Source organism: Roseomonas genomospecies 6 (genome assembly GCF_008365375.1).
GTDB lineage: Bacteria > Pseudomonadota > Alphaproteobacteria > Azospirillales > Azospirillaceae > Azospirillum.
In genome coordinates this window covers 232,647-255,837 of sequence record NZ_QOKW01000005.1, presented here as the reverse complement: position 1 = coordinate 255,837, position 23,191 = coordinate 232,647, and the positions used below count along the sequence as shown (strand labels likewise).

The 23,191-nt window shown below is 69.1% G+C and carries 22 protein-coding genes; 12 read left to right on the top strand and 10 right to left on the bottom strand.

All coding sequences use genetic code 11. The features are described from left to right. Positions 1 to 178 precede the first annotated feature (178 nt). Both proB and DS843_RS09350 read left to right on the top strand, forming a co-directional pair. A complete protein-coding gene (gene proB / locus DS843_RS09355; RefSeq protein WP_149468677.1) occupies positions 179 to 1,363 on the top strand; it encodes a glutamate 5-kinase in 1,185 nt (394 codons plus the stop codon). Continuing rightward, positions 1,360 to 2,043: an HAD family hydrolase gene (locus DS843_RS09350; RefSeq protein ID WP_149468606.1), complete on the top strand. Its 684-nt coding sequence runs from the start codon at positions 1,360 to 1,362 to the stop codon at positions 2,041 to 2,043. The genes proB and DS843_RS09350 overlap by 4 nt, the downstream gene beginning before the upstream one ends. Before the next feature lie 30 nt (positions 2,044 to 2,073). On the opposite strand, the gene DS843_RS09345 is transcribed toward DS843_RS09350, so the two are convergent. Beyond that, positions 2,074 to 2,817: a sulfite exporter TauE/SafE family protein gene (locus tag DS843_RS09345; RefSeq protein ID WP_149468605.1), complete on the bottom strand. Its 744-nt coding sequence runs from the start codon at positions 2,815 to 2,817 to the stop codon at positions 2,074 to 2,076. A gap of 111 nt (positions 2,818 to 2,928) precedes the next feature. Beyond that, positions 2,929 to 3,783, bottom strand: coding sequence for a c-type cytochrome (locus DS843_RS09340; protein ID WP_149468604.1), 855 nt, complete (start codon positions 3,781 to 3,783; stop codon positions 2,929 to 2,931). A gap of 195 nt (positions 3,784 to 3,978) precedes the next feature. Here DS843_RS09340 and DS843_RS09335 point away from each other — a divergent pair, with 195 nt between their 5' ends. The 9 genes from DS843_RS09335 (at position 3,979) to DS843_RS09295 (ending at position 13,236) form a co-directional block, all read left to right on the top strand. Beyond that, a complete protein-coding gene (locus DS843_RS09335; protein WP_149468603.1) occupies positions 3,979 to 5,259 on the top strand; it encodes a glutamate-5-semialdehyde dehydrogenase in 1,281 nt (426 codons plus the stop codon). A gap of 117 nt (positions 5,260 to 5,376) precedes the next feature. Continuing rightward, positions 5,377 to 5,994 (top strand): nicotinate-nucleotide adenylyltransferase, encoded by a 618-nt coding sequence (locus tag DS843_RS09330; protein WP_149468602.1) that lies wholly within the window; start codon positions 5,377 to 5,379, stop codon positions 5,992 to 5,994. Then, positions 5,991 to 6,431 carry a ribosome silencing factor gene (gene rsfS / locus DS843_RS09325; protein WP_149468601.1) on the top strand — a complete coding sequence of 147 codons (441 nt, stop codon included), beginning with the start codon at positions 5,991 to 5,993 and terminating at the stop codon, positions 6,429 to 6,431. Before DS843_RS09330 ends, rsfS begins: the two co-directional genes overlap by 4 nt. 42 nt (positions 6,432 to 6,473) lie before the next feature. Beyond that, positions 6,474 to 6,932 (top strand): 23S rRNA (pseudouridine(1915)-N(3))-methyltransferase RlmH, encoded by a 459-nt coding sequence (gene rlmH, locus DS843_RS09320; RefSeq protein WP_014239449.1) that lies wholly within the window; start codon positions 6,474 to 6,476, stop codon positions 6,930 to 6,932. A gap of 132 nt (positions 6,933 to 7,064) precedes the next feature. Continuing rightward, the gene (gpmI, locus tag DS843_RS09315; RefSeq protein ID WP_149468600.1) at positions 7,065 to 8,630 is read left to right on the top strand and encodes a 2,3-bisphosphoglycerate-independent phosphoglycerate mutase; all 1,566 of its coding nucleotides are present in this window, start codon (positions 7,065 to 7,067) and stop codon (positions 8,628 to 8,630) included. Between the two features lie 136 nt (positions 8,631 to 8,766). Continuing rightward, positions 8,767 to 10,044: a murein hydrolase activator EnvC family protein gene (locus tag DS843_RS09310; protein ID WP_286192019.1), complete on the top strand. Its 1,278-nt coding sequence runs from the start codon at positions 8,767 to 8,769 to the stop codon at positions 10,042 to 10,044. Then, positions 10,045 to 11,457: a S41 family peptidase gene (locus tag DS843_RS09305; RefSeq protein WP_149468598.1), complete on the top strand. Its 1,413-nt coding sequence runs from the start codon at positions 10,045 to 10,047 to the stop codon at positions 11,455 to 11,457. Between the two features lie 16 nt (positions 11,458 to 11,473). Then, on the top strand, positions 11,474 to 12,733 hold the full coding sequence (locus DS843_RS09300) for a divergent polysaccharide deacetylase family protein (RefSeq protein ID WP_149468597.1): 1,260 nt from the start codon (positions 11,474 to 11,476) through the stop codon (positions 12,731 to 12,733). A gap of 5 nt (positions 12,734 to 12,738) precedes the next feature. Further along, positions 12,739 to 13,236, top strand: a complete 498-nt coding sequence (locus tag DS843_RS09295; protein WP_149468596.1) for an RNA pyrophosphohydrolase — start codon at positions 12,739 to 12,741, stop codon at positions 13,234 to 13,236. A 136-nt stretch (positions 13,237 to 13,372) separates the two neighbouring features. Here DS843_RS09295 and DS843_RS09290 read toward each other — a convergent pair whose 3' ends face one another. The 6 genes from DS843_RS09290 to DS843_RS09265 form a co-directional block, all read right to left on the bottom strand. Continuing rightward, positions 13,373 to 14,191 (bottom strand): acyl-ACP desaturase, encoded by an 819-nt coding sequence (locus tag DS843_RS09290; RefSeq protein WP_149468595.1) that lies wholly within the window; start codon positions 14,189 to 14,191, stop codon positions 13,373 to 13,375. A 171-nt stretch (positions 14,192 to 14,362) separates the two neighbouring features. Further along, entirely contained in the window at positions 14,363 to 14,776 is a 414-nt protein-coding gene (locus tag DS843_RS09285) for a F0F1 ATP synthase subunit epsilon (protein ID WP_145625098.1), read from the bottom strand. Positions 14,777 to 14,866: 90 nt separating this feature from the next. Then, positions 14,867 to 16,306 (bottom strand): F0F1 ATP synthase subunit beta, encoded by a 1,440-nt coding sequence (gene atpD / locus DS843_RS09280; protein WP_149468594.1) that lies wholly within the window; start codon positions 16,304 to 16,306, stop codon positions 14,867 to 14,869. A gap of 70 nt (positions 16,307 to 16,376) precedes the next feature. After that, entirely contained in the window at positions 16,377 to 17,267 is an 891-nt protein-coding gene (locus DS843_RS09275) for a F0F1 ATP synthase subunit gamma (protein WP_149468593.1), read from the bottom strand. A gap of 70 nt (positions 17,268 to 17,337) precedes the next feature. Next, positions 17,338 to 18,867 (bottom strand): F0F1 ATP synthase subunit alpha, encoded by a 1,530-nt coding sequence (gene atpA, locus DS843_RS09270; protein ID WP_094301856.1) that lies wholly within the window; start codon positions 18,865 to 18,867, stop codon positions 17,338 to 17,340. Continuing rightward, positions 18,867 to 19,436 (bottom strand): F0F1 ATP synthase subunit delta, encoded by a 570-nt coding sequence (locus DS843_RS09265; RefSeq protein ID WP_149468592.1) that lies wholly within the window; start codon positions 19,434 to 19,436, stop codon positions 18,867 to 18,869. The genes atpA and DS843_RS09265 overlap by 1 nt, the downstream gene beginning before the upstream one ends. A gap of 425 nt (positions 19,437 to 19,861) precedes the next feature. Here DS843_RS09265 and DS843_RS09260 point away from each other — a divergent pair, with 425 nt between their 5' ends. Further along, on the top strand, positions 19,862 to 20,185 hold the full coding sequence (locus DS843_RS09260) for a hypothetical protein (RefSeq protein WP_149468591.1): 324 nt from the start codon (positions 19,862 to 19,864) through the stop codon (positions 20,183 to 20,185). Between the two features lie 61 nt (positions 20,186 to 20,246). Here the strand turns inward: DS843_RS09260 and DS843_RS09255 are convergent, their stop codons facing one another. Both DS843_RS09255 and DS843_RS09250 read right to left on the bottom strand, forming a co-directional pair. Further along, positions 20,247 to 20,750 carry a cache domain-containing protein gene (locus DS843_RS09255; RefSeq protein WP_149468590.1) on the bottom strand — a complete coding sequence of 168 codons (504 nt, stop codon included), beginning with the start codon at positions 20,748 to 20,750 and terminating at the stop codon, positions 20,247 to 20,249. A gap of 141 nt (positions 20,751 to 20,891) precedes the next feature. Beyond that, the gene (locus tag DS843_RS09250) at positions 20,892 to 23,159 is read right to left on the bottom strand and encodes a primosomal protein N' (RefSeq protein ID WP_149468589.1); all 2,268 of its coding nucleotides are present in this window, start codon (positions 23,157 to 23,159) and stop codon (positions 20,892 to 20,894) included. Between the last annotated feature and the right edge of the window lie 32 nt (positions 23,160 to 23,191).

Sequence of the window (23,191 nt, the reverse complement as noted above, 5' to 3'; positions counted from 1 at the left end):
GAGGAACCCGACGTCATCCACGCCCCCGTCACCCGCTCCATCCCCCGGCCCCCGGTCGGCCAGAAGATGGACGACGAGTATGCCGGCTGGAACGAGGAGACGGGCGAGTACGACGATCTCCCCGAAGACGACTCGGATGAGGGCGGGGCCGGGGATGACTGGGACGATGAAGGCGACGATGACGGTGACGACAGCGACGACCGCGGCGGAAACGCCAAGGGCTGATACCTCCCTGCTCCCCACCTTGCTCGATGCGCGGCGGCTGGTCGTCAAGATCGGCTCCGCCCTGCTGGTGGACAGCGCGACCGGCAAGATGCGCCGCGAGTGGCTGGACGCGCTGGCCGACGACGTGGCCGCCTGCCGCAAGCGCGGTCAGGAGGTGGTGATCGTCACCTCCGGCGCCGTCGCCTGCGGGCGGGAGCATCTCGGCCTCGTCGGGCGCGCCCTGCGGCTGGAGGAGAAGCAGGCCGCCGCCGCCACCGGCCAGATCCGGCTGGCCGCCGCCTATCAGGAGACGCTGGCCCGCCACGGCCTGACCGTCGCCCAGGTGCTGGTGACGCTGGAGGACACGGAGGAGCGCCGCCGCCACCTGAACGGGCGCGCCACCATCGACACGCTGCTGAAGCTGGGCGCCGTCCCCGTCATCAACGAGAACGACACGGTCGCCACGGCGGAAATCCGCTTCGGCGACAACGACCGTCTCGCCGCCCGCGTCGCCCAGATGATCAGCGCCGACACGCTGGTGCTGCTGTCGGACATCGACGGCCTCTACACCGCCGACCCGCGCAAGGACCCGGCGGCGCAGCACATCCCGGTCGTCCAGGAACTGACCTCCGACATCGAGAACATGGCGGGGGAGCCGCCGCCCGGCTACAGCTCCGGCGGCATGGTGACCAAGATCGTCGCGGCGCGCGTGGCGCTCGCCGCCGGCTGCCGCATGGTCATCGCCAAGGGCAAGCGCATGAACCCGCTGGCCGCGCTGGAACAGCGGCCCGAGCAGGGCGGCGCGCTGTGCACCTGGTTCCTGCCCGCGGCCTCCCCCTCCTCCGCCCGCAAGGCGTGGATCGGCGGCAACCTGAACGCCCACGGCGCGCTGACCGTGGACGCGGGCGCGCTGAGCGCGCTCGCCAAGGGGGCCAGCCTGCTGCCCGCCGGGGTGCGCGGCGTCGAGGGCGACTTCGAGCGCGGCGACGTGGTGGTGGTGAAGGCGCCGGACGGGCGCGAGGTGGCGCGCGGCCTGACCGCCTACGCCGCCGAGGACGCCCGCCGCATCGCCGGCCGCAAGAGCCACGAGATCGAGGAAATCCTCGGCTACCGGGGCCGCGACGAGATGATCCACCGCGACGATCTGGTGGTGCGGTGAGCGGTTCGACCCTGGCCCGCCCGCCCCTTCAGGCCATCCTGTGGGACATCGACGGCACGCTGCTGGACAGCGAGCCCTGGCACCAGCGCGCCACCATCGCGGTCTGCCGCCTGCACGGCCATGAGATGTCCGATCAGGACTACGCCGCCACACTGGGCATCGCCTTTCCGGATCTCTACGCGCAACTGCACGCCGCCCGGCCCATGGCGCTGACCTTCCGGGAATGGGCGGACACCATCACCGACCTCTATCTGGAGCGAATCGCGGAGGTCGAGGCGCGGGCCGGGGCCTTGGCGCTGGTGGACGCCTTCGCCGCGCGCGGGCTGTTGCAGGCCTGCGTGTCGAACAGCGGGCGCCGGGTGGTGGAGGCCAACCTGCGCCATATCGCCAGTCCGCATTTCCTCTTCGGCCTCAGCCGCGACGACGTGAGCCGGGGCAAGCCGGACCCGGAGCCCTATCTGGCCGCCGCCTCCCGGCTGGGGGTGGCGCCCGCCGCCTGCGCGGTGATCGAGGACAGCCCGACCGGCGCCCGTGCCGCCAAGGCCGCCGGCATGCTGACCATCGCCTGGCCCCAGCACGCCGACCTGCTGTTCGACGCCGCCGACCATGTGGTCGAGGACCCGGCGGCGCTGGATTGGGACGCGCTCTGCGATCTGGCCGAGCGCATGGCGGCGGATTGATCCGCCGCCCTTCCCGTTACCTCCTCCCCGTCACCCCTTGGTGAAGAAGAAATAGACCGTCATCGCCACGCCGACGACGATCACGAACTTGCGCAGGACCGGCGGCGGGATGTGGCGGGCGACGGCGGCCCCGGCGTAGCCGCCGGCCATGGCGGCGACCAGCATGATCAGCGCCTCGTTCCAATAGACGGCGCCGCCGAAGACGAAGGCCACCACCGCCACCGCGTTCAGGCAGCCGGACACCAGCGCCTTCAGCCCGTTCATCGCGTGCAGGTCGGTCAGGCCGAAGACGCCCAGCGTCGCCAGGATCAGGATGCCGATCCCCCCGCCGAAATAGCCGCCGTAGATGGCGATGAAGAATTGCACGAACAGCACCGCGCTGTGCCCGACCTTGAAGTTGCGCCGGATGTAGGCCGACACCTTCGGGCCGAAGGCGAACAGCACCGTCGCGAACAGCAGCAACCAGGGAATGATCTCTTCGAACACGCGCTGGGGCGTCCACAGCAGCAGCAGCGCGCCCAGCAGCCCGCCGATCAGGCTGACGCCCAGGAAGGCCGGCAGATTGACCTCCTTGATCCGCCCCAGCTCCCGCCGGTAGCCGTAGGCGCTGGCCAGGGCACCCGGCGACACCGCCACCGTGCTGGTCGCGTTGGCGTTCAGCGGCGGCACCCCCGCCATGATGAGCGCGGGGAAGGTCAGGAAGCTGCCGCCACCGGCCACGGCGTTGAGCACGCCCGCGAAGAAGGCGGAGACGATCAGCAGCAAGGTCAGCATGGGGAGGCACGGTCCGGCGGGTGGGAAAAAGCCCGCGGACTATGCCCTTTCGGCGACGCTTACGGTACTGCGTTTTCGGCGGTGCGGTAATTCACGACCGGCTGTGGGGGTTCACCGGTTCGGGGGAAGCGTACGGAGATAGGCGACCAGGGCGCCCAGTTCGCCGTCGCTCATGGTCCTGTAATAATGATACCCCATGGGCGGGTTCAGCCGGGTGGCGTCGGGACGTACACCTTCGGTGATCGCCTTGCGGATGTCCGCGTCGCTCCAGGCGCCCAGCCCGAACTCCTTGTCCTGCGTGATGTTTCGGGACAGGCTGACACCCCAGGGACCGGCGAAGCTGCGCCCTCCGGCACCCGCGCGGCTCATGTCCAACCGCCCGTCCGGCAGCATCGGCGTGTGGCATTCCATGCAATGGCCGAGCGGCCCGGCCATGTACGCGCCGTACGTCACCGGGTCCGTACGCGGCACCTCCGCCACGGCGCCGACCGGCGGGCCGTAGGCGGCGGGAAGCGCCATGCGGTATTCGGATTTCGGGACAGAATGCCGCACCGGCGGAACGCTGCGCAGATAGGCGACGATGGCCCGCAGATCGCCGTCCGACAGGCCGCGGTAGAAGCCGATCGGCATCGGCGGACCGACCAGGCTGCCGTCCGGACGCCGGCCCTCGCGGATGGCGGCGATCACCTGCTCGTCGGTCCAGCGCCCGATCCCCGTCTCGGGGTCCGGCGTGATGTTGGAGGCATAGGCGGTAAACGGTTCCTCGACGAAGGGCGTCCCGCCGGCCATCTCCATCCCCGCCACCGGGCCGTCCGGCCCCTGGGGGGTGTGGCAGTTGCCGCAGGCGACGATCCCGTTGACCAGCGCGCGCCCCCGCTCCAGCGGCGTTTCGGCCCAGGCGGTTGCGACGACACCGGACAGCAGCAGGCACGCGGCGGCGCTGCCGCGGCGGACAAGCCGGACCATGGGGTTCTCCCTCGCCGATGGTGCAGGAGGCAACGCTACTCCCGCAATCGGTTGCGGCCCAGACGGATTGTTGAGTATGCCAATCCGCAATTCGGCTTAACCGGCATGGCTTTCGCGGAAACGCGGGATCGGCTATGGTTCGCCCCCCTTTCAACTGGCGAACGCCACTGGGCCACAGCCTTTGGAGTGAGACCGATGTCCGCCCTGCTTGAGACCACCGACGCCTTGCACGATCAGATGCTCGCCCTCGGCCGCGCCGCACGCGCCGCCGCGGCGGAGCTGGCGACCGTGCCAAGCCCGTCGAAGGATCAGGCATTGAGGGCCGCCGCCGCCGCGATCCGCGCCCGCAAGGCGGAGATTCAGGCGGCCAACGACGCGGACGTCGCCGCCGCGAGGGAACGCGGCCTCACCGGTCCCATGATCGAGCGTCTGGCCCTGAACGACGCCCGCATCGAGGCCATGGCGAAGGGGCTGGAGGACATCGCCGACTTCCCCGATCCCATCGGCGGCGTCATCGCCGAATGGACCCGCCCCAACGGGCTGCTCATCCAGCGCGTGCGCGTGCCGCTGGGGGTGATCGGCATCATCTACGAGAGCCGTCCCAACGTCACCGCCGACGCCGGGGGCCTCTGCCTGAAGTCCGGCAACGCGGCGATCCTGCGCGGTGGGTCGGAGAGCATCCGCTCGTCCAGCGCCATCGCCGCCTGTCTGGCGGACGGCCTGCGCGCCGCCGGCCTGCCGGAGGCGGCGATCCAGCTCGTCCCCACCACGGACCGGGCGGCGGTCGGGCACATGCTGACCATGCGCGACTTCATCGACGTGATCGTCCCGCGCGGCGGCAAGTCGCTGATCCAGCGCATCGCCGAGGAGAGCCGCATCCCGGTCATCAAGCATCTGGACGGCAACAACACCGTCTATGTCGATGCCGGCGCCGATCCGGAGAAGGCGCGCAAGGTGGTGATGAACGCCAAGATGCGCCGCACCTCCATCTGCGGCGCCGCCGAAACGCTTCTGGTGGACCGCCGGATCGCCGACGTCCTCCTGCCGGTTCTGGTGAAGGACCTGTTGGACGCCGGCTGCGCCGTCCGCGGCGACGAGGCCGCCCGGGCCGCCGATCCGCGCGTGACGGCGGTGGCTCCGGAGGACTGGGACACCGAGTATCTCGACGCCATCATCGCCTGCGGCATCGTGGACGGGGTGGACGGGGCGATCGACCACATCAACCGCCACGGCTCCCACCACACCGACGCCATCGTGACCGAGGACCCGGCGGCGGCGGAGCGCTTTCTCCAGCGCATCGACAGCGGCATCGTGCTGTGGAACGCCAGCACCCAGTTCGCCGACGGCGGCGAGTTCGGCATGGGTGCCGAAATCGGCATCTCCACCGACAAGTTCCACGCCCGCGGCCCGGTCGGGGCGGAGCAGCTCACCAGCTACAAGTATGTCGTGCGCGGCGATGGCCAGACGCGGCCGTGAGGTTCACGGCCCTGGAGCTTACATCTGCCCCCTCCCCGACCCTCCCCCGCCTTTGGCGAGGGAGGGGGATTGATCCCCTCCCCTGCGAAGCGGGGGAGGGTTAGGGAGGGGGCGATCATGGCGACACCCCTCCACCGCTACTCCGGCCTGCTCCACGCCGGCCTGCGCGTCGGGCTGCTCGGCGGGTCCTTCAACCCGGCGCATGCGGGGCACCGGCACATCAGCCTGTACGCTCTGAAGACGCTGGGCCTCGATCAGGTGTGGTGGCTGGTCAGCCCGCAGAACCCGCTGAAGCCCGAGCGGGGCATGGCGCCGCTCGCCGAACGGCTGGAGGAGGCCCGGCGCGCCGCCCGCCATCCCGCCATCCGGATCACCGCCATCGAGCGGGAGCTTGGCACCCGCTACACCGCCGACACGCTGGCCGCGCTGAAGCGCCGCTTTCCGAAAACGCGCTTCGTCTGGCTGATGGGGGCGGACAATCTTCGGCAAATCCCCCGCTGGCGGCATTGGACGCGAATCTTCCGGCTGGTGCCGGTTGCAGTTCTCGCCCGTCCAACTTATTCTATAGGAGCGCTTGGTGGCATAGCCGCTCAGCGCTATGCCCGTCGCCGGGTCAGCATGCACAAGGCCAAGGGGTTGGCCGGTTCCGAAACACCGGCCTGGATTTTCCTCCGCAACCCGCTGCATCCGGCTTCGGCGACGGCGATCCGCCGGGCACGCGCCAGCGGGTCGTGACCCTGTATCGCGAGGTGGGTACCATCAACACGTTCATCGAACCGGCCGCGCCCGTTGTGCGGCCCGCGCCCGTTCCCGTTCCCCAGCCGGACGAACTGAAGGCGCTCGTCGAAAAGTCCCTGGACGACGATCAGGCCGAAGACGTCGTCGTCATCGACCTTGCCGGCAAGACCAGCATCGCCGACTACATGATCGTGGCGTCGGGCCGCAACACCCGGCACATCGCCGCCATGGCCATGAAGCTGGCCGACCGGATGAAGCAGGCTGGTCTGCGCGGCGTCGAGGTCGAAGGCCTGTCCCAGTGCGACTGGGTTCTGGTCGATGCCGGGGACGTCATCATCCACCTGTTCCGCCCGGAAGTCCGGACCTTCTACAACATCGAGAAGATGTGGGGTCTGGAGACGCCGCGGCCCTCCGCCGAGCGCATGAGCGCCTGACGGACAAGCCTTAAGGACGGGTGACGAACGGGAGTCGGGCCGATGCGTCTGTGGCTTGCCGCGGTTGGGCGGTCACGGACCGGTCCGGCGCGCGATCTGTATGACGAGTATGCGGGCCGCCTGTCCTGGCCGCTGACTCTGCGCGAGGTCGAGGTGAAGAAGCGCCTCGCCTCCGACGAGCTGAAGCGGCAGGAGGCGGAGTTGCTTTTGGCCGCCATCCCCGCCGGGGCCATCGTCGTGGCGCTGGATGAGCGCGGCAAGACCATCACCAGCGAAGCCTTCGCCGCCAAGATCGGCGGCTGGCGGGACCAGGGGGCGGGCGACATCGCCTTTCTGATCGGCGGGGCGGACGGCCACGGCGACGCCGTACGCGCGCGCGCCGACTTTCTTTTGGCCTTGGGCGCCATGACATGGCCGCATATGCTGGTGCGAGGCATGCTGGCGGAGCAAATCTACCGTGCCCAGCAAATTCTGGCCGGACATCCCTATCACCGTGCATGACTCCCATTGTGCGGAAGCGAGGGCGTGCCATTTTCTGATCCGGCCCAAAGCGATCTGCGCGTAAAAAGCGGCAGCGCCAAGAACATCGACCGAGACCCGCAACCCGACCGTGACAGGCGTATGAGGAGCGTGATGACCGAGACCAATCGTCCCCGACCCGTAGTGCTGTGCATCCTGGATGGCTGGGGCTACCGCGAGGAGCGGGAGGACAACGCCATCGCGCAGGGCGACACGCCCAACTGGGACCGGCTGTGGTCGTCGGAGCCGCGCGCCTTCCTGGAGGCGAGCGAGGAGGAGGTCGGCCTGCCCAAGGGCCAGATGGGCAACTCCGAGGTCGGTCACATGAATCTGGGCGCGGGGCGCGTCGTCCGCCAGGATCTGGTGATGATCGACCACGCCATCGTCGAGGGCGAACTGGAGCGCAACGCCGCCCTGAACGACCTCGCCAAGGCGCTGCGGGCGTCCGGCGGGCGCTGCCACATCCTGGGCCTGCTGTCTCCGGGCGGCGTGCATTCGCACCAGGACCACATCGCGGCGCTGGCCGGCGTTCTGGCCCATGAAGGCGTTCCGGTCGAGATCCACGCCTTCACCGACGGGCGCGACGTGCCGCCGCAGAGCGCCAAGGACCAGATGGCCGAATTCATGGCCGACGTGCACGCCCTGCCCGGCGTCACCGTCGCCACGGTCAGCGGGCGCTACTACGCCATGGACCGCGACAAGCGCTGGGACCGCGTCGCCAAGGCCTACGCCGCCCTGGTGAGCGCCCAGGGCGAGAAGGCCGCCGACCCGATCCAGGCCATCGAGCAGAGCTACGCCGCCGGCACCCACGACGAGTTCATCCTGCCGACCGTCATCGACGGCTACACCGGCATGAAGGACGGCGACGCCATCCTGATGGCGAATTTCCGCGCCGACCGCGCCCGCGAGATCCTGGCCGCCTTCGTCGATCCGGCCTTCGACGGGTTCGAGCGCGCCTCCGTCCCGAAGCTGGCCGCCGTCGTCGGCATGGTCGAATATTCGTCCACGCTCGCCAAGCTGATGACGACCATCTTTCCGCCGAAATCCTTGACCAAGGTGCTGGGCGAAGTGGTCAGCGAGGCCGGATTGACCCAGTTGCGCATCGCCGAGACGGAAAAGTACCCGCACGTCACCTTCTTCTTCAACGGTGGCGAGGAGCGCGTGTATCCGGGTGAGGACCGCATCCTGGTGCCGTCGCCGAAGGTCGCCACCTACGATCTCCAGCCGGAGATGTCCGCCGCCGAGATGACCGACAAGGTCGTGGCCGCGGTGGACAGCGGGACGTACGATCTCATCGTCATCAACTACGCCAACCCCGACATGGTCGGGCACAGCGGCATCCTGTCCGCCGCCATCAAGGCGGTGGAGGCCGTGGACGCCAGCCTGGGCCGGCTGGAGGCCGCCGTGCGGGCCCAAGGCGGCGTGATGCTGGTCACCGCCGACCACGGCAATTGCGAGCTGATGAAGGACCCGGAAACCAACGGCCCGCACACCGCCCACACGCTGGACAAGGTGCCGCTGGTGCTGGTGAACGGCCCCGCCGGGGTCAAGGCGATCCGCAGCGGGCGGCTGGCCGACATCGCCCCGACCCTGCTGGACCTGATGAAGCTGCCCCAGCCGGCGGAGATGACCGGCAAGAGCCTGATCGACCGCGCCTCCGCGCGGGCCGCCGCGGAATAAGGCAAAACCGGGCATGGGCGCAGGGCGCGATCATCCGGCGGGTGTTGCTCTGCTCCCCTTCCACGTCTCCTTTCCGCCGTCCGCGGGGGGGAGACGGGCGTTTTCCTGGCTCCCCGCCGCCGGGCTGCCTATCGTCGTGGCCGCCACCGTCCTCGCCATTTCCGCCGCCGTCGCCGCGCAGACCGAGTCCCCCGGTCAGACGCTGAAGCGGGTGGAGCAGGACATCCAGGCCGACAAGGCCCTTCAGAGACAGCTCGAACGCCAGTCCCAGACGCTTCAAAAGGAGCTGGACGAGTTGCGCGACCGGCTGGTCGGTCTGGCCGATCAGGAACGCGCGCAGGAAGACGAACTCGTCCACCTCGAAGGAAGCCTGACCGCTCTGGAGGCGCAGGAGCGCAGCCAGGCCGAACGGCTGGAAGGCGAGCGGCAGCAGATCGCCGCGCTTCTGGCCGCCCTGCAGCGCGTCGCCCGCATCCCACCGGAAGCGGCGCTGGCCCGCCCGGACGGGCCGGTGGACACGCTGCGTTCCGCCCTGCTGCTGCGCGACACGGTGCCGGCTCTGCGCGCCCGCGCCGACGCGCTGGCCCAGGCGCTGACCCGTCTCGCCGAGACGCGCGAGTCGCTGGAGGCTCAGCGCAGCCGCACCTACGCCGCCCGCCTGAACCTGATCGACCGTCAGAAGGACATCGCCCGGCTGGTCGCCCGCCGCGAGGAGCTGTCGCGCCAGACCGAGGAGGAGCGGCAGCAGGTCGCCCAGCGCACCGCCCGGCTGACCGGTCAGGCCGCCGACCTTCGCCAGTTGATGGACCGCATCGAGGCCGAACGCCGGGCCGCCGCCGCCGCGGCTGCGAAGCGCGAGGCCGAACGGCTGGAAGCGGAGCGCAAGGAGGCCGAGCGCAAGCTCGCCGAGCAGAAACTGGCCGCACAAAAGCTTGCGGAACAGAAGCTTGCGGAACAGAAGCTTGCGGAGCAAAGAGCGGCGGAGCAGCGGGCCCGTGCCGAGGCGGACGCCGCCCGCGCCGCCCCCGCCGGAGAGCGCCTGCCGGTGGGGGGCCGCGTGACCGTCCGCTACGGCGAGGCCGACCGCTACGGCGCCACCAGCCGCGGCGTCACCATCCAGGCCCGCGCCGGTTCGACCGTGGTGTCCCCACAGGCCGGAACGATCGTGTTCGCCGGCCCGTTCCGCGGCTATGGCCAAATCTTGATCGTGGAACACAGCCACGGATATCATAGTCTCATCGCTGGATTTGGCCGCATCGACACGGCCGTCGGACGGCGTGTGGCCACGGGGGAGCCCATTGGCCTGATGCCCGCCGACGGTTCACCCGATCTTTACTTCGAGCTACGACGTCACGGACAGCCGATCAATCCACAGCGCGGTTTCGGCGCCCCGGAGGGGAAAGGACAAGGGTAGATGAGGATAGTCAAGCGTGCCGCCACCGCCGCGGCCCTGGTGTTTCTGGGTGCCGGCGTCGCCACCGTCACCGCGCAGGTGAACAACAACAGCTCCGAGACCTACCGCCAGCTCAACCTGTTCGGCGACGTCTTCGAGCGCGTGCGCGCCGAGTATGTCGAAACGACGACGGACGAGCAGCTCATCGAATCCGCCATCAACGGGATGCTGACGTCGCTCGACCCGCACTCCAGCTACCTGAACCGCAAAAGCTTCCAGGACATGCAGGTGCAGACCCGCGGCGAGTTCGGCGGGCTGGGCATCGAGGTGACGATGGAAAACGGCCTGATCAAGGTCGTGTCGCCCATCGACGACACCCCGGCCTTCCGCGCCGGCCTGCAGCCGGGCGACCTCATCATCCAACTCAACGGCGAGGCGGTGATGGGCCTGTCGCTGAACGAGGCCGTGGAGAAGATGCGCGGCCCGGTGGGAAGCGACATCAAGGTCACCGTGCGCCGCGGCGAGGCCGGCGAGCCGTTCGAGGTCACCCTGACCCGCGCCGTCATCAAGGTGCAGTCGGTCCGTTACCGCACCGAGGGCGACATCGGCTACGTCCGCATCACCAGCTTCAACGAGCAGACGCAGCAGGGTCTGGAGAAGGCCATCGCCTCCATCCAGCAGCAGTTGGGCGACAAGCTGAAGGGCTATGTCCTCGACCTGCGCAACAACCCCGGCGGCCTGCTCGATCAGGCGGTGTCGGTGTCCGACACCTTCCTGGAGAAGGGGGAGATCGTCTCCACCCGGGGCCGCAAGGCGGAGGAAGGCACGCGCTACAACGCCAAGCCCGGCGACCTCGCCAAGGGCCTGCCGATCGTGGTGCTGGTCAACGGCGGTTCGGCCTCGGCGTCGGAAATCGTCGCGGGCGCCCTTCAGGACCACAAGCGCGCGCTGGTGCTGGGCACCCAGTCCTTCGGCAAGGGCTCGGTCCAGACCATCATCCCGCTGCCCGGCCACGGCGCCATGCGCCTGACCACGGCGCGCTACTACACCCCGTCGGGCAAGTCGATCCAGGCGCTCGGCATCGCCCCGGACATCGAGGTGCATCCGGCCCGCGTGGAGGAGACCGACCAGGGTCTGATCCGCCGCCGCGAGAGCGACCTGCGCGGCGCGCTGCGCAACCCGGATTCGCCCCGTCCGGCCACCACCCAGCCGGCTCCGGGTCCGGGCGCCAGCGGGACTCCGGCTCCCGGGGCGGCGCCTGGGGCAACTCCGGGGGCCGTCCCTGGCGCAGCGCCCGGTGCGGCGCCCGCGAACGGCAACGGGCCGGCGGAGAATGGCGAGGGCGCGGCCAACCAGCCGCCCTTCGACTATCAGTTGGCGCGCGCGCTCGACCTGCTGCGGGGCGTCGCCCTGTTCCAGGCCCGCGCGAACTGAGGGGAGTGACGGGTCCGTGAACGCCGCCGCCCTGCTGGGCCGCCTGAAACCCGCGAAACGGGAACGTTCCGGACCCGGCCTGCTGGCGCGCCTCCGCCGCAAGCGGTCGGGCGACGGCTTCGACGACGACCTGCCACGGGCGAAGGAACGCCGCCCCCTGTCGCCCCTCGCCAAGAGGCTGCTCGGCGCCTACGCCGTGGTGGCGCTGGGACTGGGCGGGCTGGCCGGCTGGCTGGCGATGAACGCGGAGCACACCACCGAGGCGTGGCTGGCCGCCATTCCCCGCGTGGACGTGCCGGTGAAGGGCGCGGTGCAGGCACCGGCCCCCGCGGCGGCCCCAGCGGCGGCCCCAGCGCCGCCGGCCCCTCCGCCCGTGGCCGCCGCCCCGCCCGCCGCCGTGCCGCCTGCCGCCGCCGCCCCTGCCGTCGTGCCTCCTGCCGTCTTGCCCCCTGCCGTCGTGAGCGGCCCGGTCACCCTCACCCCGGCTCCGGTTCCGGGCTTGGTGGAGGACTCGCGGAACGGTCCGCTGCCGCGCATCGCCGAGGACGGACGCAAGCCCTGGCAGGTCTACGCCCGCCCCTTCCCCGCCGCCGACCGGCGCCCGCGCATCGCCATTGTTCTGGCCGAGATGGGCATCTCCGGCGTGACCACCGGCAACGCCCTGCAGAAGCTGCCGCCGACCGTCACGCTCGCCTTCGTCCCCTATGCGGAGCGGCTGGACAATTGGGTGGAACGCGCCCGCAGCAAGGGGCACGAGGTGATGCTCTCCGTCCCCATGGAGCCGCAGGACTACCCGCGCAACGACCCCGGCCCCAACGCCCTTCTGACCATGCTGCCGCCGGAGCGCAACATGGAGCGGCTGGAATGGTCGCTGGGCAAGGCGGTGGGTTATGTCGGCATCACCAGCACCACCGGCAGCAAGTTCACGGCCTCCGCCGACGCGGTGACCCCGGTCGTCGAGGCGATGAAGGCCCGCGGGCTGATGGTTCTGGACGCCCGCGCCAACCCGCGCAGCGTCACCGGCACCCTGGCGGGGCAGGCCGGCGTGCCCCGCGCCTTCGCCGACCGGGTGATCGACCGCGACCTGTCGCGCGGCGCCATCGACGACCAGCTCCGCGAGTTGGAGGCCATCGCAAAGGCCAACGGCGCCGCGGTGGGCATCGGCGCGCCCTACCCCAGCACCATCGAACGGATCAACCTGTGGCTCACCGGGCTGGCCGACCGTGGCATCGCCATCGTGCCGGTCTCCGCCGTGGCCAACATGCAGAAGCAATGAGGCGCATGAGCAAGAAGCCCATCGACCGCGACTCCCTCCCCTACCGCCCCTGCGTGGGGGTGATGCTGCTGAACGGCCGCGGGCAGGTCTTCGTGGCCCGGCGCTGCGACAGCAAGGACGCCTGGCAGATGCCCCAGGGCGGCATCGACGAGGGCGAGAGCACCCACGAGGCCGCCCTGCGCGAGTTGAAGGAGGAGATCGGCACGGACAAGGCCGAGATCCTGGGGGAGACGGCGGAGAAGCTGCGCTACGACCTGCCCGACCATCTGCTGGGCAAGGTCTGGAAGGGGCGCTGGCGCGGGCAGGAGCAGGTGTGGCTGGCCGCCCGCTTCACCGGCGAGGATTCCGACATCGACCTCGCCACCGAGCATCCGGAATTCGACGCCTGGAAATGGGTCGATGCGGACGATCTGCCCGGCCTGATCGTGCCCTTCAAGCGCCCGGTCTACGAAACGGTGCTCGCAGAGTTCGCGCCCCTGATCGCGGCGCTGCGGCGGGGCTGATACGGTTGGAAAATGATCACTTCCATCATTTTCCAACCGTAAAACCCGTCAGATCAACGCTTTAGCGTTGATCGAGAGGGTCATGCCGACGGCGCCTTCAGGTGCCGTTGGTATGACCCCGCCGCACTCAGCCTGTTCAGGCAACCTTGGCAAGCCGCTTGGCGCGGCTCTCGATCAGCCACCAGGCGCCGCGGGCGGCGACGGAGTAGAAGCGGGTGTGCGGCTTCAGCCCGCAGGCCTTGAAGACCATGGCCACCGCGCGGTCCACATGCTTGGGCCGGTAACGGCCATAAGCGCGGCGCATATAGGCCTGATTGTAGGTCTTGTGCGCGTAGGCCTCGCCCTCCGGCGCGTTGGCCGCGTAGTAGGCGTAGGCCAGCTCGTCGTCCTCGGACTCGCCGATGCGCGACAGCGCGACCTTCAGGCGCTGGAACTTGTTGAGCCGCTCCAGCTCCAGATACTTCTTCGTGTAGGTGTAGAAGAGCTTGAAGTGGCGCAGCTCGTCGGCGGCGATGTTCTTGCAGATCAGCTTGAGGACCGGCTCGTCCGTGGAATCGCCGATGGCCGCGTAGTAGCTGCTGGTGCCGGTCTCGACCATGCAGCGGGCGATCATCTCGCCGGTGCGCGAGCCCCGGACCGAGGCGTCGAGGTCGATCGGCACCTTGTAGCCGGCGCGGAAGCGCTCCACGGCCCGGTCGAAGTTGAAGGTCGGATCGACCATCTCCGCCCATTTGCCGAGCGCGCGGCCATGCTGCACCTCCTCGACCGCCCAACCGCGGGCGACCTCCTGGAACTCGGGATCGTCGTGGAAGACGTTGCAGAGATAGGCCGTGTAGTCGTCCGCGTTGAACTCCACCAAAGCCGCCGCCTTGATGAGCGGCACGAGATCGGGATCGACCTTCGTGTGGTCCAACTGATCCCAGGGAAGCTCTTCGTAATTCCAGTGCAACGCCACACTCCACTCCCGCTGCTGGCTGATGGAGACCAGGACGATAAAAACAAAAACGCCTCGACGGACGGGCCGGGAGGCGTTCGATCCCTTGCGGGACACTATGTATGGCTGCGATGGCGCAATGCAACGGAAACGGCCCAGCCGGCGTTCGATGCCGCCGGGCCGGTCCCGGTGTCAGTGCGTGGTCGCGCCGGTCGCGTCGAGCTTGGCGCGGGCGACGGCGATCTTCGCCTCCACGCGGGCCTTCTCGTCGTCGGACTTGGCGTCTTCCAGATCCTCGCCCAGGTCGCGGATCTGCTGTTCGACCTTGCCGCGGTCGATCTCGGCGACCGCGATGGCCTCCTCGGCCAGGACGGTGCAGCGGGTCTCGGTCACCTCGGCGAAGCCGCCGGCGACGAACACCCGGTCGACCACGCGGTCGGCCTCGTAGACGTCGATCACGCCCGGACGGACGGTCGAAATCATCGGCGAGTGGCCGGCGAGGACGCCGAAGTCACCTTCCGAACCCGGCACCACGACCATGTCGACGGGCTGCGAGGTCAGCAGCTTCTCCGGAGAGACCAGCTCGAATTCGACTTTATCGGCCATGGGTTTCCTGGTGCCTCTTCATAAGAACCCCCTCCCCCGCGCGGGCGAAGGAGAGGGTTAGCCTCGTTACCGAACCTCAGCCAGCCCTTATCAGGCGGCTTCGGCGGCCAGCTTCTTCGCCTTGGCGATGGCTTCGTCGATGGTGCCGACCATGTAGAAGGCCGCTTCCGGCAGGTGGTCGTAGTCGCCGTTCACGATGCCCTTGAAGCCCTTGATGGTGTCTTCCAGGCTGACGAGCACGCCCGGGGTGCCGGTGAACACCTCGGCGACGTGGAACGGCTGCGACAGGAAGCGCTGGATCTTGCGGGCGCGGGCCACGACCAGCTTGTCCTCTTCCGACAGCTCGTCCATGCCCAGGATCGCGATGATGTCCTGCAGCGACTTGTAGGTCTGCAGAACGCGCTGCACCGAACGGGCGACGGTGTAGTGCTCCTCACCGACGACGCGCGGGTCCAGGATGCGGCTGGTCGAGTCCAGCGGGTCCACCGCCGGGAAGATCGCCATTTCGGCGATCGAACGCGACAGCACCGTGGTGGCGTCCAGGTGGGCGAAGGAGGTGGCCGGGGCCGGGTCGGTCAGGTCGTCGGCGGGCACGTAAATGGCCTGCACCGAGGTGATCGAACCCTTCTTCGTGGAGGTGATGCGCTCCTGCAGGGCGCCCATGTCGGTGGCCAGCGTCGGCTGGTAACCCACCGCCGACGGGATGCGGCCCAGCAGAGCCGACACTTCCGAACCGGCCTGCGTGAAGCGGAAGATGTTGTCCACGAAGAACAGCACGTCCTGGCCTTCCTCGTCGCGGAAATACTCCGCGAGCGTCAGGCCGGACAGGGCGACGCGGGCGCGGGCGCCCGGCGGCTCGTTCATCTGGCCGTACACGAGGGCCACCTTGGAGCCCGGGCCGTCGAGCTTGATGACGCCCGACTCGATCATCTCGTGGTAGAGGTCGTTGCCCTCACGGGTGCGCTCGCCCACGCCCGCGAACACGGACACGCCGCCGTGCGCCTTCGCGACGTTGTTGATCAGCTCCATGATGGTCACGGTCTTGCCCACGCCGGCGCCGCCGAACAGGCCGATCTTGCCGCCCTTGGCGTAGGGAGCCAGCAGGTCGATGACCTTGATGCCCGTGATCAGCACTTCGGCGTCCGTCGACTGCTCGACGAAGTCCGGGGCCGAACGGTGGATCGGCAGGGTGCGCTCGGCACCGAGCTCGCCGCGCTCGTCGATCGGCTCGCCGATCACGTTGATGATGCGGCCGAGGGTGGCCGGGCCGACCGGCACGGCGATCGGAGCGCCGGTGTCCGTCACCTCGGCGCCGCGGACCAGGCCGTCGGTGCTGTCCATGGCGATGGCGCGGACGGTGCTCTCGCCGAGGTGCTGGGCAACCTCGAGCACGAGGGTCTTGCCGTCGTTCTGGGTGTGCAGAGCGTTCAGAATGGCCGGCAGCTCGCCGTCGAACTGGACGTCGACAACGGCGCCCGTGACCTGCGTGATCTTGCCGGCGGCGTTCGTCGCCTGGGTGATGGTGGCCATGGAGTAAAGCTCCCTCGGAACTCGATAATTGTCGGATGTGCCGTCGTATCGACCGCGAACGCTGCGCCCGTTAGACCGCTTCGGCGCCGGAGATGATCTCGATCAGCTCCTTGGTGATGTAGGCCTGGCGCGTACGGTTGTAGGTGATCGTCAGCTTGTTGATCATGTCGCCGGCGTTGCGCGTCGCGTTGTCCATCGCGGTCATGCGGGCGCCCTGCTCGGACGCTGCGCTCTCCAGGAGAGCGCGGTAGACCTGGATCGACAGGTTGCGCGGCAGCAGCTCGGCGAGGATCTGCTCCTCGTCAGGCTCGAACTCGTAGATCGCCTTGACCTCGGCGCCGGCCGCTTCGTCTTCCGCCTGCGCCTCGACGGCGAAGGGAACGAGCTGCTGGACGGTCACGATCTGGGCGATCGCCGACTTGAACTTGTTGAAGATCACCGAGCACACGTCGAACTCGCCGGCGTCGTACATCGACAGGATCTTCTGCGCGACGATGTCGGCATCGGCGAAGGACAGCTTGCGGCGGCCCACATCCTCGTAGGTCTCGACGATCAGCGAGCCGTAGTCGCGGCGGAGCTGGTCGCGGGCCTTGCGGCCGACGGTGAGCAGCTTGACCGTCTTGCCTTCCGACTGGAGGCGCTGGATCTGGCGGCGGGACTCACGGACGATGGAGCCGTTGAAAGCGCCGCACAGGCCGCGGTCGGAGCTGATGATGATGAGGAGATGCACCTGGTCGGAGCCGGTGCCCGTCATCAGCTTCGGGCCGTTGCCCGAGTCCTGCACGTTGGCCGCGAGAGAGGCCAGCATGCGGCCCATGCGCTCGGCGTAGGGACGACCGGCTTCCGCCTGCTCCTGCGCACGGCGGAGCTTGGAAGCGGCGACCATCTTCATCGCCGAGGTGATCTTGCGCGTCGACTGGACGCTGGCGATCCGGTTTTTTAGGTCCTTAAGGCTTGGCATGCCGGCCCTTCATTCCGCTCGGGGTCGATCGGTAGGAAAGCGGGGGCGGTGGAACCGCCCCCGCCGTCGATCAGACGAACACCTTGGAGAAGTTGTCGAGGAAAGCCTTCAGGCGCTCCTCGGTCGCAGAGGTGATCTGCTTCTCGTTGCGGATCGTCGCCAGGATGTCGGCACCCTTGGACCGGATCTCGGCGAGGAACTTCTGCTCGAAGCGGTTGACGTCCTCGACCTTGATCTTGTCGAGGTAGCCCTTCACGCCCGAGAAGATCGACACGACCTGCTCTTCGACCGGCAGCGGCTGGAACTGCGGCTGCTTCAGCAGCTCGGTCAGACGGGCGCCGCGGGCCAGCAGGCGCTGGGTGGCGGCGTCGAGGTCCGAGGCGAACTGCGCGAAGGCGGCCATCTCGCGGTACTGGGCCAGCTCCATCTTGATGGTGCCCGCGACCTGCTTCATCGCCTTGATCTGGGCGGCGGAGCCGACGCGCGACACCGACAGGCCGACGTTGATGGCCGGACGGATGCCCTTGTAGAACAGGCCCGTCTCCAGGAAGATCTGGCCGTCGGTGATCGAGATCACGTTCGTCGGGATGTAGGCCGACACGTCGCCGGCCTGCGTCTCGATGACCGGCAGGGCGGTCAGCGAACCGTTGCCATGGGCGTCGCCCATCTTGGCGGCGCGCTCCAGCAGGCGGCTGTGGAGGTAGAACACGTCGCCCGGGTAGGCTTCGCGGCCCGGCGGACGGCGGAGCAGCAGCGACATCTGACGGTAGGCGACGGCCTGCTTGGACAGGTCATCGTACACGATCAGGGCGTGCATGCCGTTGTCGCGGAAGTACTCGCCCATCGTGCAGCCGGTGTAGGGCGCCAGGAACTGCAGCGGGGCCGGCTCCGACGCGGTGGCCGCGACGACGATGGAGTATTCCAGGGCGCCGGCGTCTTCCAGGGTCTTGACGATCTGGGCGACGGTGGAGCGCTTCTGACCCACGGCGACGTAGATGCAGTAGAGCTTCTTGCTCTCGTCGTCGCCCTGGTTGATCGGCTTCTGGTTCAGGAAGGTGTCGATCACGACGGCGGTCTTGCCGGTCTGACGGTCACCGATGATCAGTTCGCGCTGGCCGCGGCCGATCGGAACCAGGCTGTCGACGGCCTTCAGGCCGGTCTGCATCGGCTCGTGCACCGACTTGCGCGGGATGATGCCGGGGGCCTTCACCTCGACGCGGGTGCGGGTGACGTCCACCAGCGGGCCCTTGCCGTCGATCGGGTTGCCCAGGCCGTCCACGACACGGCCCAGCAGACCCTTGCCGACCGGCACGTCCACGATGGTGCCCGTGCGCTTGACGGTGTCGCCTTCCTTGATCTCGCTGTCGGTGCCGAAGATCACGACGCCGACGTTGTCGGTCTCGAGGTTCAGCGCCATGCCCTTGATGCCACCGGGGAACTCGACCATCTCGCCGGCGCGCACATTGTCCAGACCGTGCACGCGGGCGACGCCGTCACCCACCGAGAGGACCTGGCCGACCTCGGCGACGTCCGCCTCGGTCCCGAAATTCGCGATCTGCTGCTTGAGGATCGCAGAGATTTCTGCGGCGCGGATATCCATCAGACTGATCCCCCTGAGGCCTTCATGGCGAGTTGCAATTTGTTCAGCTTCGTGCGCACCGAGGTGTCGACCATGCGCGAGCCGAACTTAACGATCATGCCCCCGATCAGCGCGGGGTCGACCGCGGTGTTCACCAACACCTTGGAGCCGATCGACGCCTTCAGCGTATCGATGACCGCGGCCAACTGAGCATCGCTCAGCGGCTGGGCGGAGGTGACCTGCGCGGTCACTTCGCCGCGGCGTCGGGCCAGCTCGGCGAGATAGCCTTCGATCATCCCTTCCAGCGCGAACAGGCGGCGGTTCTTGGCCACCAGCCCGATGAAGCGCTTGGTCAGATCGGACACTTCGGCGCGGTCCAGAACCGCGGCCATCGCCCGGCCTTGGTCGGCGCGGCTGATCACGGGACTGCGGACGAGGCGGCGAAGGTCGGCGCTCTCAGCCAGGATTTGCTTCAGCGCGACCAGATCGCCTGCGACCTGATCCAACGCTTTGTTCTCGTCCGCAAGCTCGAACAGCGCGATGGAGTAGCGCGTAGCGAGTTCGGAAACGCCTGTACCTTCGATTGCCACCTGATCCCTCGAATTGAGTTCGGTAGACGGTGAATTTTCAGGACCTTAAATGGGGCAGAACCCACATCGCGGCGGCCCAGCCCGCGAAAGCGAGCGGTCCAATATCACAGGATTAGCCCCTGCGCAACGGGGTCTGGACAATTTGCGAGCGGGGTGCGTGCGGCGTTTTGCGCCCCTGCGGGGTGCGGTCCGTTCTTCGCCGCGAGGGTTGGAAATGGGCATACCACTTCACAACCGCAATGGATCACCTTGCCGTCCGAAGGTCCCGCCCGGTCGCGGTCCCTTTTCCGGGCCGCCGTCCAGAGGCGAGCCAGGGACGAGCCAGGGACGAGACTGTGACCTGTCACCCCGCTTAACATCCGTTTAACCATTCACGCGCACGGTCGCCCCGTAACCCGCCTGACAGGACCAACCCTAGGCCAATCATGACCGTCGTCGCCTTTTCCTGCGCCCGTTTCACGCCCGCCGACCTCAACGAGTTCGAGGCGGTGGCCGAACCGAAACTGCGCCTTGGCCATTGGGCCGGGGTCATCCGCGAGACGGGCCGGGAGCACGACCGGCTTCTGGTTCTCCTGCCCGGGGTCGACCGCCCCGTCTTCCGGTTCGAGCGCGATGGGCGCGGGCGCTACAGCCTGTCCTTCAACGACCGGTCCGGCTGGTACGGCATCGGATCGGGAATCACCGCCGGGGAATGCCTGTCGATCTGGCGCCCCCGTCCACGGTCCGACCGCTCCGTCTCGGTGCTCTGAGCAGCTTTTTCACCCTTCGGAAAAGCCCGAGTCGACCGGCTGCCGCCGTGTCCCTCCCCCGTCAGCGATACACGCCGACCGACAACAGGTAGGGGGCGCCGTCCAGCACGATTCGGCGCACATGCATCGTCTTCGGCGCGATCTGCCCGGACAGCGGGTCCGCCCATTTGTAGCTGACGGTGCCCGAATCCCGCTCGGCCACGATGTCCAGCGCTTCCTGGATGAAGGGCTTGCCGTCCACGTCCTTCAGGTCCTTCAGGTTCACGCCGTTCAGCGACGGCGTCCAGCCGTGCGCCACCATCACCCCGTCGCGGTCGATCAGCATCGGATACAGGTCGCGGTCGATCAGCGCGCCGTCCCGCTGGGCGAAGGCGTTCGGCGCCTCCTCCGCCCCATGCTGGAGCAGATAGCTGCTGGTCTTGTCGAGCAGGGCCTTGGCGTCCGGCTCCGTTCCGCGGGTCTGCGCGGGCACGCCCGCCGCCAGCGCGATGATCGCCAGCAGGGCCAGAACCGGAAGAACCGTCAGCAGAGTGTGGGCGTGGAAACGACCGTGCAACCTTGGCATGGAATCGCTCGGCGAAAGATGACTTCCATACTCTGGTAATACCATGACCCGCCGGCTGCAACGGACCAAACGTCACAGGTGCCCTGCGGAGCGCGCAGAGACAATCGGTCGCATCCCCCCTTCACAGAAAGCCGAGCCTTCTTACAGGAAGCTGTAGGGGTCCACGTCAACCTGCACGCGCACGTTGGGCGGAATCTCCACCTGCTCCAGCCAGCGGGCGATCAGGGGCTGCACCTGGACCGTGCGCGGCGCCTTCAGCAGCAGGCGGCGCCGATGCCGCCCGCGCAGCAGGGCCAGGGGCGCCGGGGCCGGCCCCAGCACCGCGACGGTGTCGCTGCGCGGCGCCGCCCGGCCCAACGCGATGGACAGCTTCTCCACCGCCGCGGCGTCCTCCCCCGACACGATCAGCGCGGCCAGCCGTCCGAAGGGCGGCATCCCGGCCTCCAGCCGCATCTCCGCCTCCAACTGATAGAAGCCGTCGCGGTCCCCGGCGGCCAGCGCCTGCATCACCGGATGCTCCGGCATGTAGGTCTGAAGCATCACCCGCCCCGGCCGCTCGCCGCGCCCGGCCCGCCCGGCCACCTGATGGAGGAGCTGGTAGGTCCGCTCCCCCGCCCGCAGGTCGCCGCCGGCCAGCCCCAGATCGGCGTCCACCACCCCGACCAGCGTCAGCATGGGGAAATGGTGGCCCTTCGCCATGACCTGGGTGCCGATCAGGATGTCCAGCTCGTGATCGGCGATCCGGCGGACCATCTCCTGGATGGCGCGGGGGCCGAACAGCGTGTCCGACGCCATGATGGCGGCGCGGGCGTCGGGGAACAGCTCCGCCACCTCCTCGGCGATGCGCTCCACGCCCGGACCGCAGGCCGCCAGGGTCCCCTCCTCGCCGCATTCCGGGCAGGTCGGGGACAGCGGCTGCGACAGGCCGCAATGGTGGCACTGGAGCTTGCGGGCCAGCCGGTGCTCGACCAGCCACGCCGTGCAGTTGGGGCATTGCAGCCGGTGCCCGCAGGCCCGGCAGAGCGTCAGCGGGGCGTAGCCGCGGCGGTTGAGGAACAGCATCACCTGCTCCCCGTCCGCCAGGGTTTCCTCGATGGCCTTCTTCAGGGACGGGGCCAGCCAATGGCGGGCCGGAGGCCGGTCCTTGCGCAGGTCCACCAGCTCCACGTCGGGCAGCACGGCGCCGCCGTGACGGCCCGGCAGATGGATGCGGGCGTAGCGGTTGCTGTCGGCGTTGACCTTCGTCTCCAGCGACGGCGTGGCGGAGACCAGCACGGTGGGAATGCCGCCCAGATGCGCCCGCGCGACGGCCATGTCGCGGGCGTGGTAGATGGCCCCCTCCTCCTGCTTGTAGGCGGAGTCGTGCTCCTCGTCGATGATGATGACGCCGAGGTTCTTGTAGGGCAGGAACAGGGCGGAACGGGCGCCGACCACCACCGGCACCTCGCCATTGGCCACGGCCCTCCAGGTGTCGCGGCGCTGCGCCCCGGTCAGCTCGGAATGCCATTCCGCCGGCGGCGCGCCGAAGCGGCGGGCGAAGCGCTCCAGCCACTGCGCCGACAGGGCGATTTCCGGAAGCAGCACCAGCGCCTGCTTGCCCGCCTTCAGGGCGGCGGCGATCGCCTCGTAATAGACCTCCGTCTTGCCCGAGCCGGTCACCCCGTCGAGCAGCACGGTGGAATAGGCGCCGGACTCCACGCGGGCGCGCAGGTCCGCCGCCGCGGCCTCCTGGTCGGCGGACAGGGTGGGGCCGGGGCGGTGGCAGTCGGGCCGCCCGAGCGTCGTCGGCTGGAGCAGCACTGGCTCCAGCAGCCCGGCCTCGGCCAGCCCGCGCACCACGGTGACCCCGCAGCCGGCCTCCTCCGCCAACTCCGCCGGGGTGCGCGGCGGACCGTCGTCCAGCAGGGCCAGCACGCGCCGCCGCGGGTCGGTCATCTTGAAGCCAGGGGGCGGCTCCGCGCCGGGCTTGCGCAGATAGGCGAGCATGGCCTTCGCCGGCTCCAGCGCCGAGGGCACGCTGATCGCCATGCGCAGCACATGGCCGGGCGGAGTCATGGTGTAGGCGGCGACCCACTCCACGAACTTGCGCTCCACCTCCGGCATCGGCGGCACGTCGAAACGGCGGACCACTGGCTTCAGGCGGGCGGCCTCCACGACTCCGGCGCCGTCGCCCCACACGACCCCCAGCACGCGGCGCGGTCCCAGCGGAACTTCCACGTAATCGCCCGGGTTGAGGGTCATCCCGGCGGGCACGCGGTAATCATAGGCCTCGCGGAGCGGCAGCGGCAGGAGCACGCGGACGCGCGGGTCCACGTCCACCGGCGCGGTGCCCGGCAGAAGGGCCTGCGCCGGCCCCCCTCTGGAGTCGGCCCCGGATCTGGCCCCGGAACTGGCGGAATTTTCACGCATCGGCTAGAGTGCCCCCTGGCCGCGACGCCGGG

What these genes read in the sequence shown, in the direction of transcription:
- proB (WP_149468677.1), top strand. Translation starts at nt 179, where the DNA reads ATGACGGTGACGACAGCGACGACCGCGGCGGAAACGCCAAGGGCTGAT.
- DS843_RS09345 (WP_149468605.1), bottom strand. Translation starts at nt 2,817, where the DNA reads ATGCTGACCTTGCTGCTGATCGTCTCCGCCTTCTTCGCGGGCGTGCTC.
- DS843_RS09340 (WP_149468604.1), bottom strand. Translation starts at nt 3,783, where the DNA reads ATGGTCCGGCTTGTCCGCCGCGGCAGCGCCGCCGCGTGCCTGCTGCTG.
- DS843_RS09335 (WP_149468603.1), top strand. Translation starts at nt 3,979, where the DNA reads ATGTCCGCCCTGCTTGAGACCACCGACGCCTTGCACGATCAGATGCTC.
- DS843_RS09330 (WP_149468602.1), top strand. Translation starts at nt 5,377, where the DNA reads ATGGCGACACCCCTCCACCGCTACTCCGGCCTGCTCCACGCCGGCCTG.
- rlmH (WP_014239449.1), top strand. Translation starts at nt 6,474, where the DNA reads ATGCGTCTGTGGCTTGCCGCGGTTGGGCGGTCACGGACCGGTCCGGCG.
- gpmI (WP_149468600.1), top strand. Translation starts at nt 7,065, where the DNA reads ATGACCGAGACCAATCGTCCCCGACCCGTAGTGCTGTGCATCCTGGAT.
- DS843_RS09305 (WP_149468598.1), top strand. Translation starts at nt 10,045, where the DNA reads ATGAGGATAGTCAAGCGTGCCGCCACCGCCGCGGCCCTGGTGTTTCTG.
- DS843_RS09295 (WP_149468596.1), top strand. Translation starts at nt 12,739, where the DNA reads ATGAGCAAGAAGCCCATCGACCGCGACTCCCTCCCCTACCGCCCCTGC.
- DS843_RS09285 (WP_145625098.1), bottom strand. Translation starts at nt 14,776, where the DNA reads ATGGCCGATAAAGTCGAATTCGAGCTGGTCTCTCCGGAGAAGCTGCTG.
- atpD (WP_149468594.1), bottom strand. Translation starts at nt 16,306, where the DNA reads ATGGCCACCATCACCCAGGCGACGAACGCCGCCGGCAAGATCACGCAG.
- DS843_RS09275 (WP_149468593.1), bottom strand. Translation starts at nt 17,267, where the DNA reads ATGCCAAGCCTTAAGGACCTAAAAAACCGGATCGCCAGCGTCCAGTCG.
- atpA (WP_094301856.1), bottom strand. Translation starts at nt 18,867, where the DNA reads ATGGATATCCGCGCCGCAGAAATCTCTGCGATCCTCAAGCAGCAGATC.
- DS843_RS09260 (WP_149468591.1), top strand. Translation starts at nt 19,862, where the DNA reads ATGACCGTCGTCGCCTTTTCCTGCGCCCGTTTCACGCCCGCCGACCTC.
- DS843_RS09255 (WP_149468590.1), bottom strand. Translation starts at nt 20,750, where the DNA reads ATGCCAAGGTTGCACGGTCGTTTCCACGCCCACACTCTGCTGACGGTT.
- DS843_RS09250 (WP_149468589.1), bottom strand. Translation starts at nt 23,159, where the DNA reads ATGCGTGAAAATTCCGCCAGTTCCGGGGCCAGATCCGGGGCCGACTCC.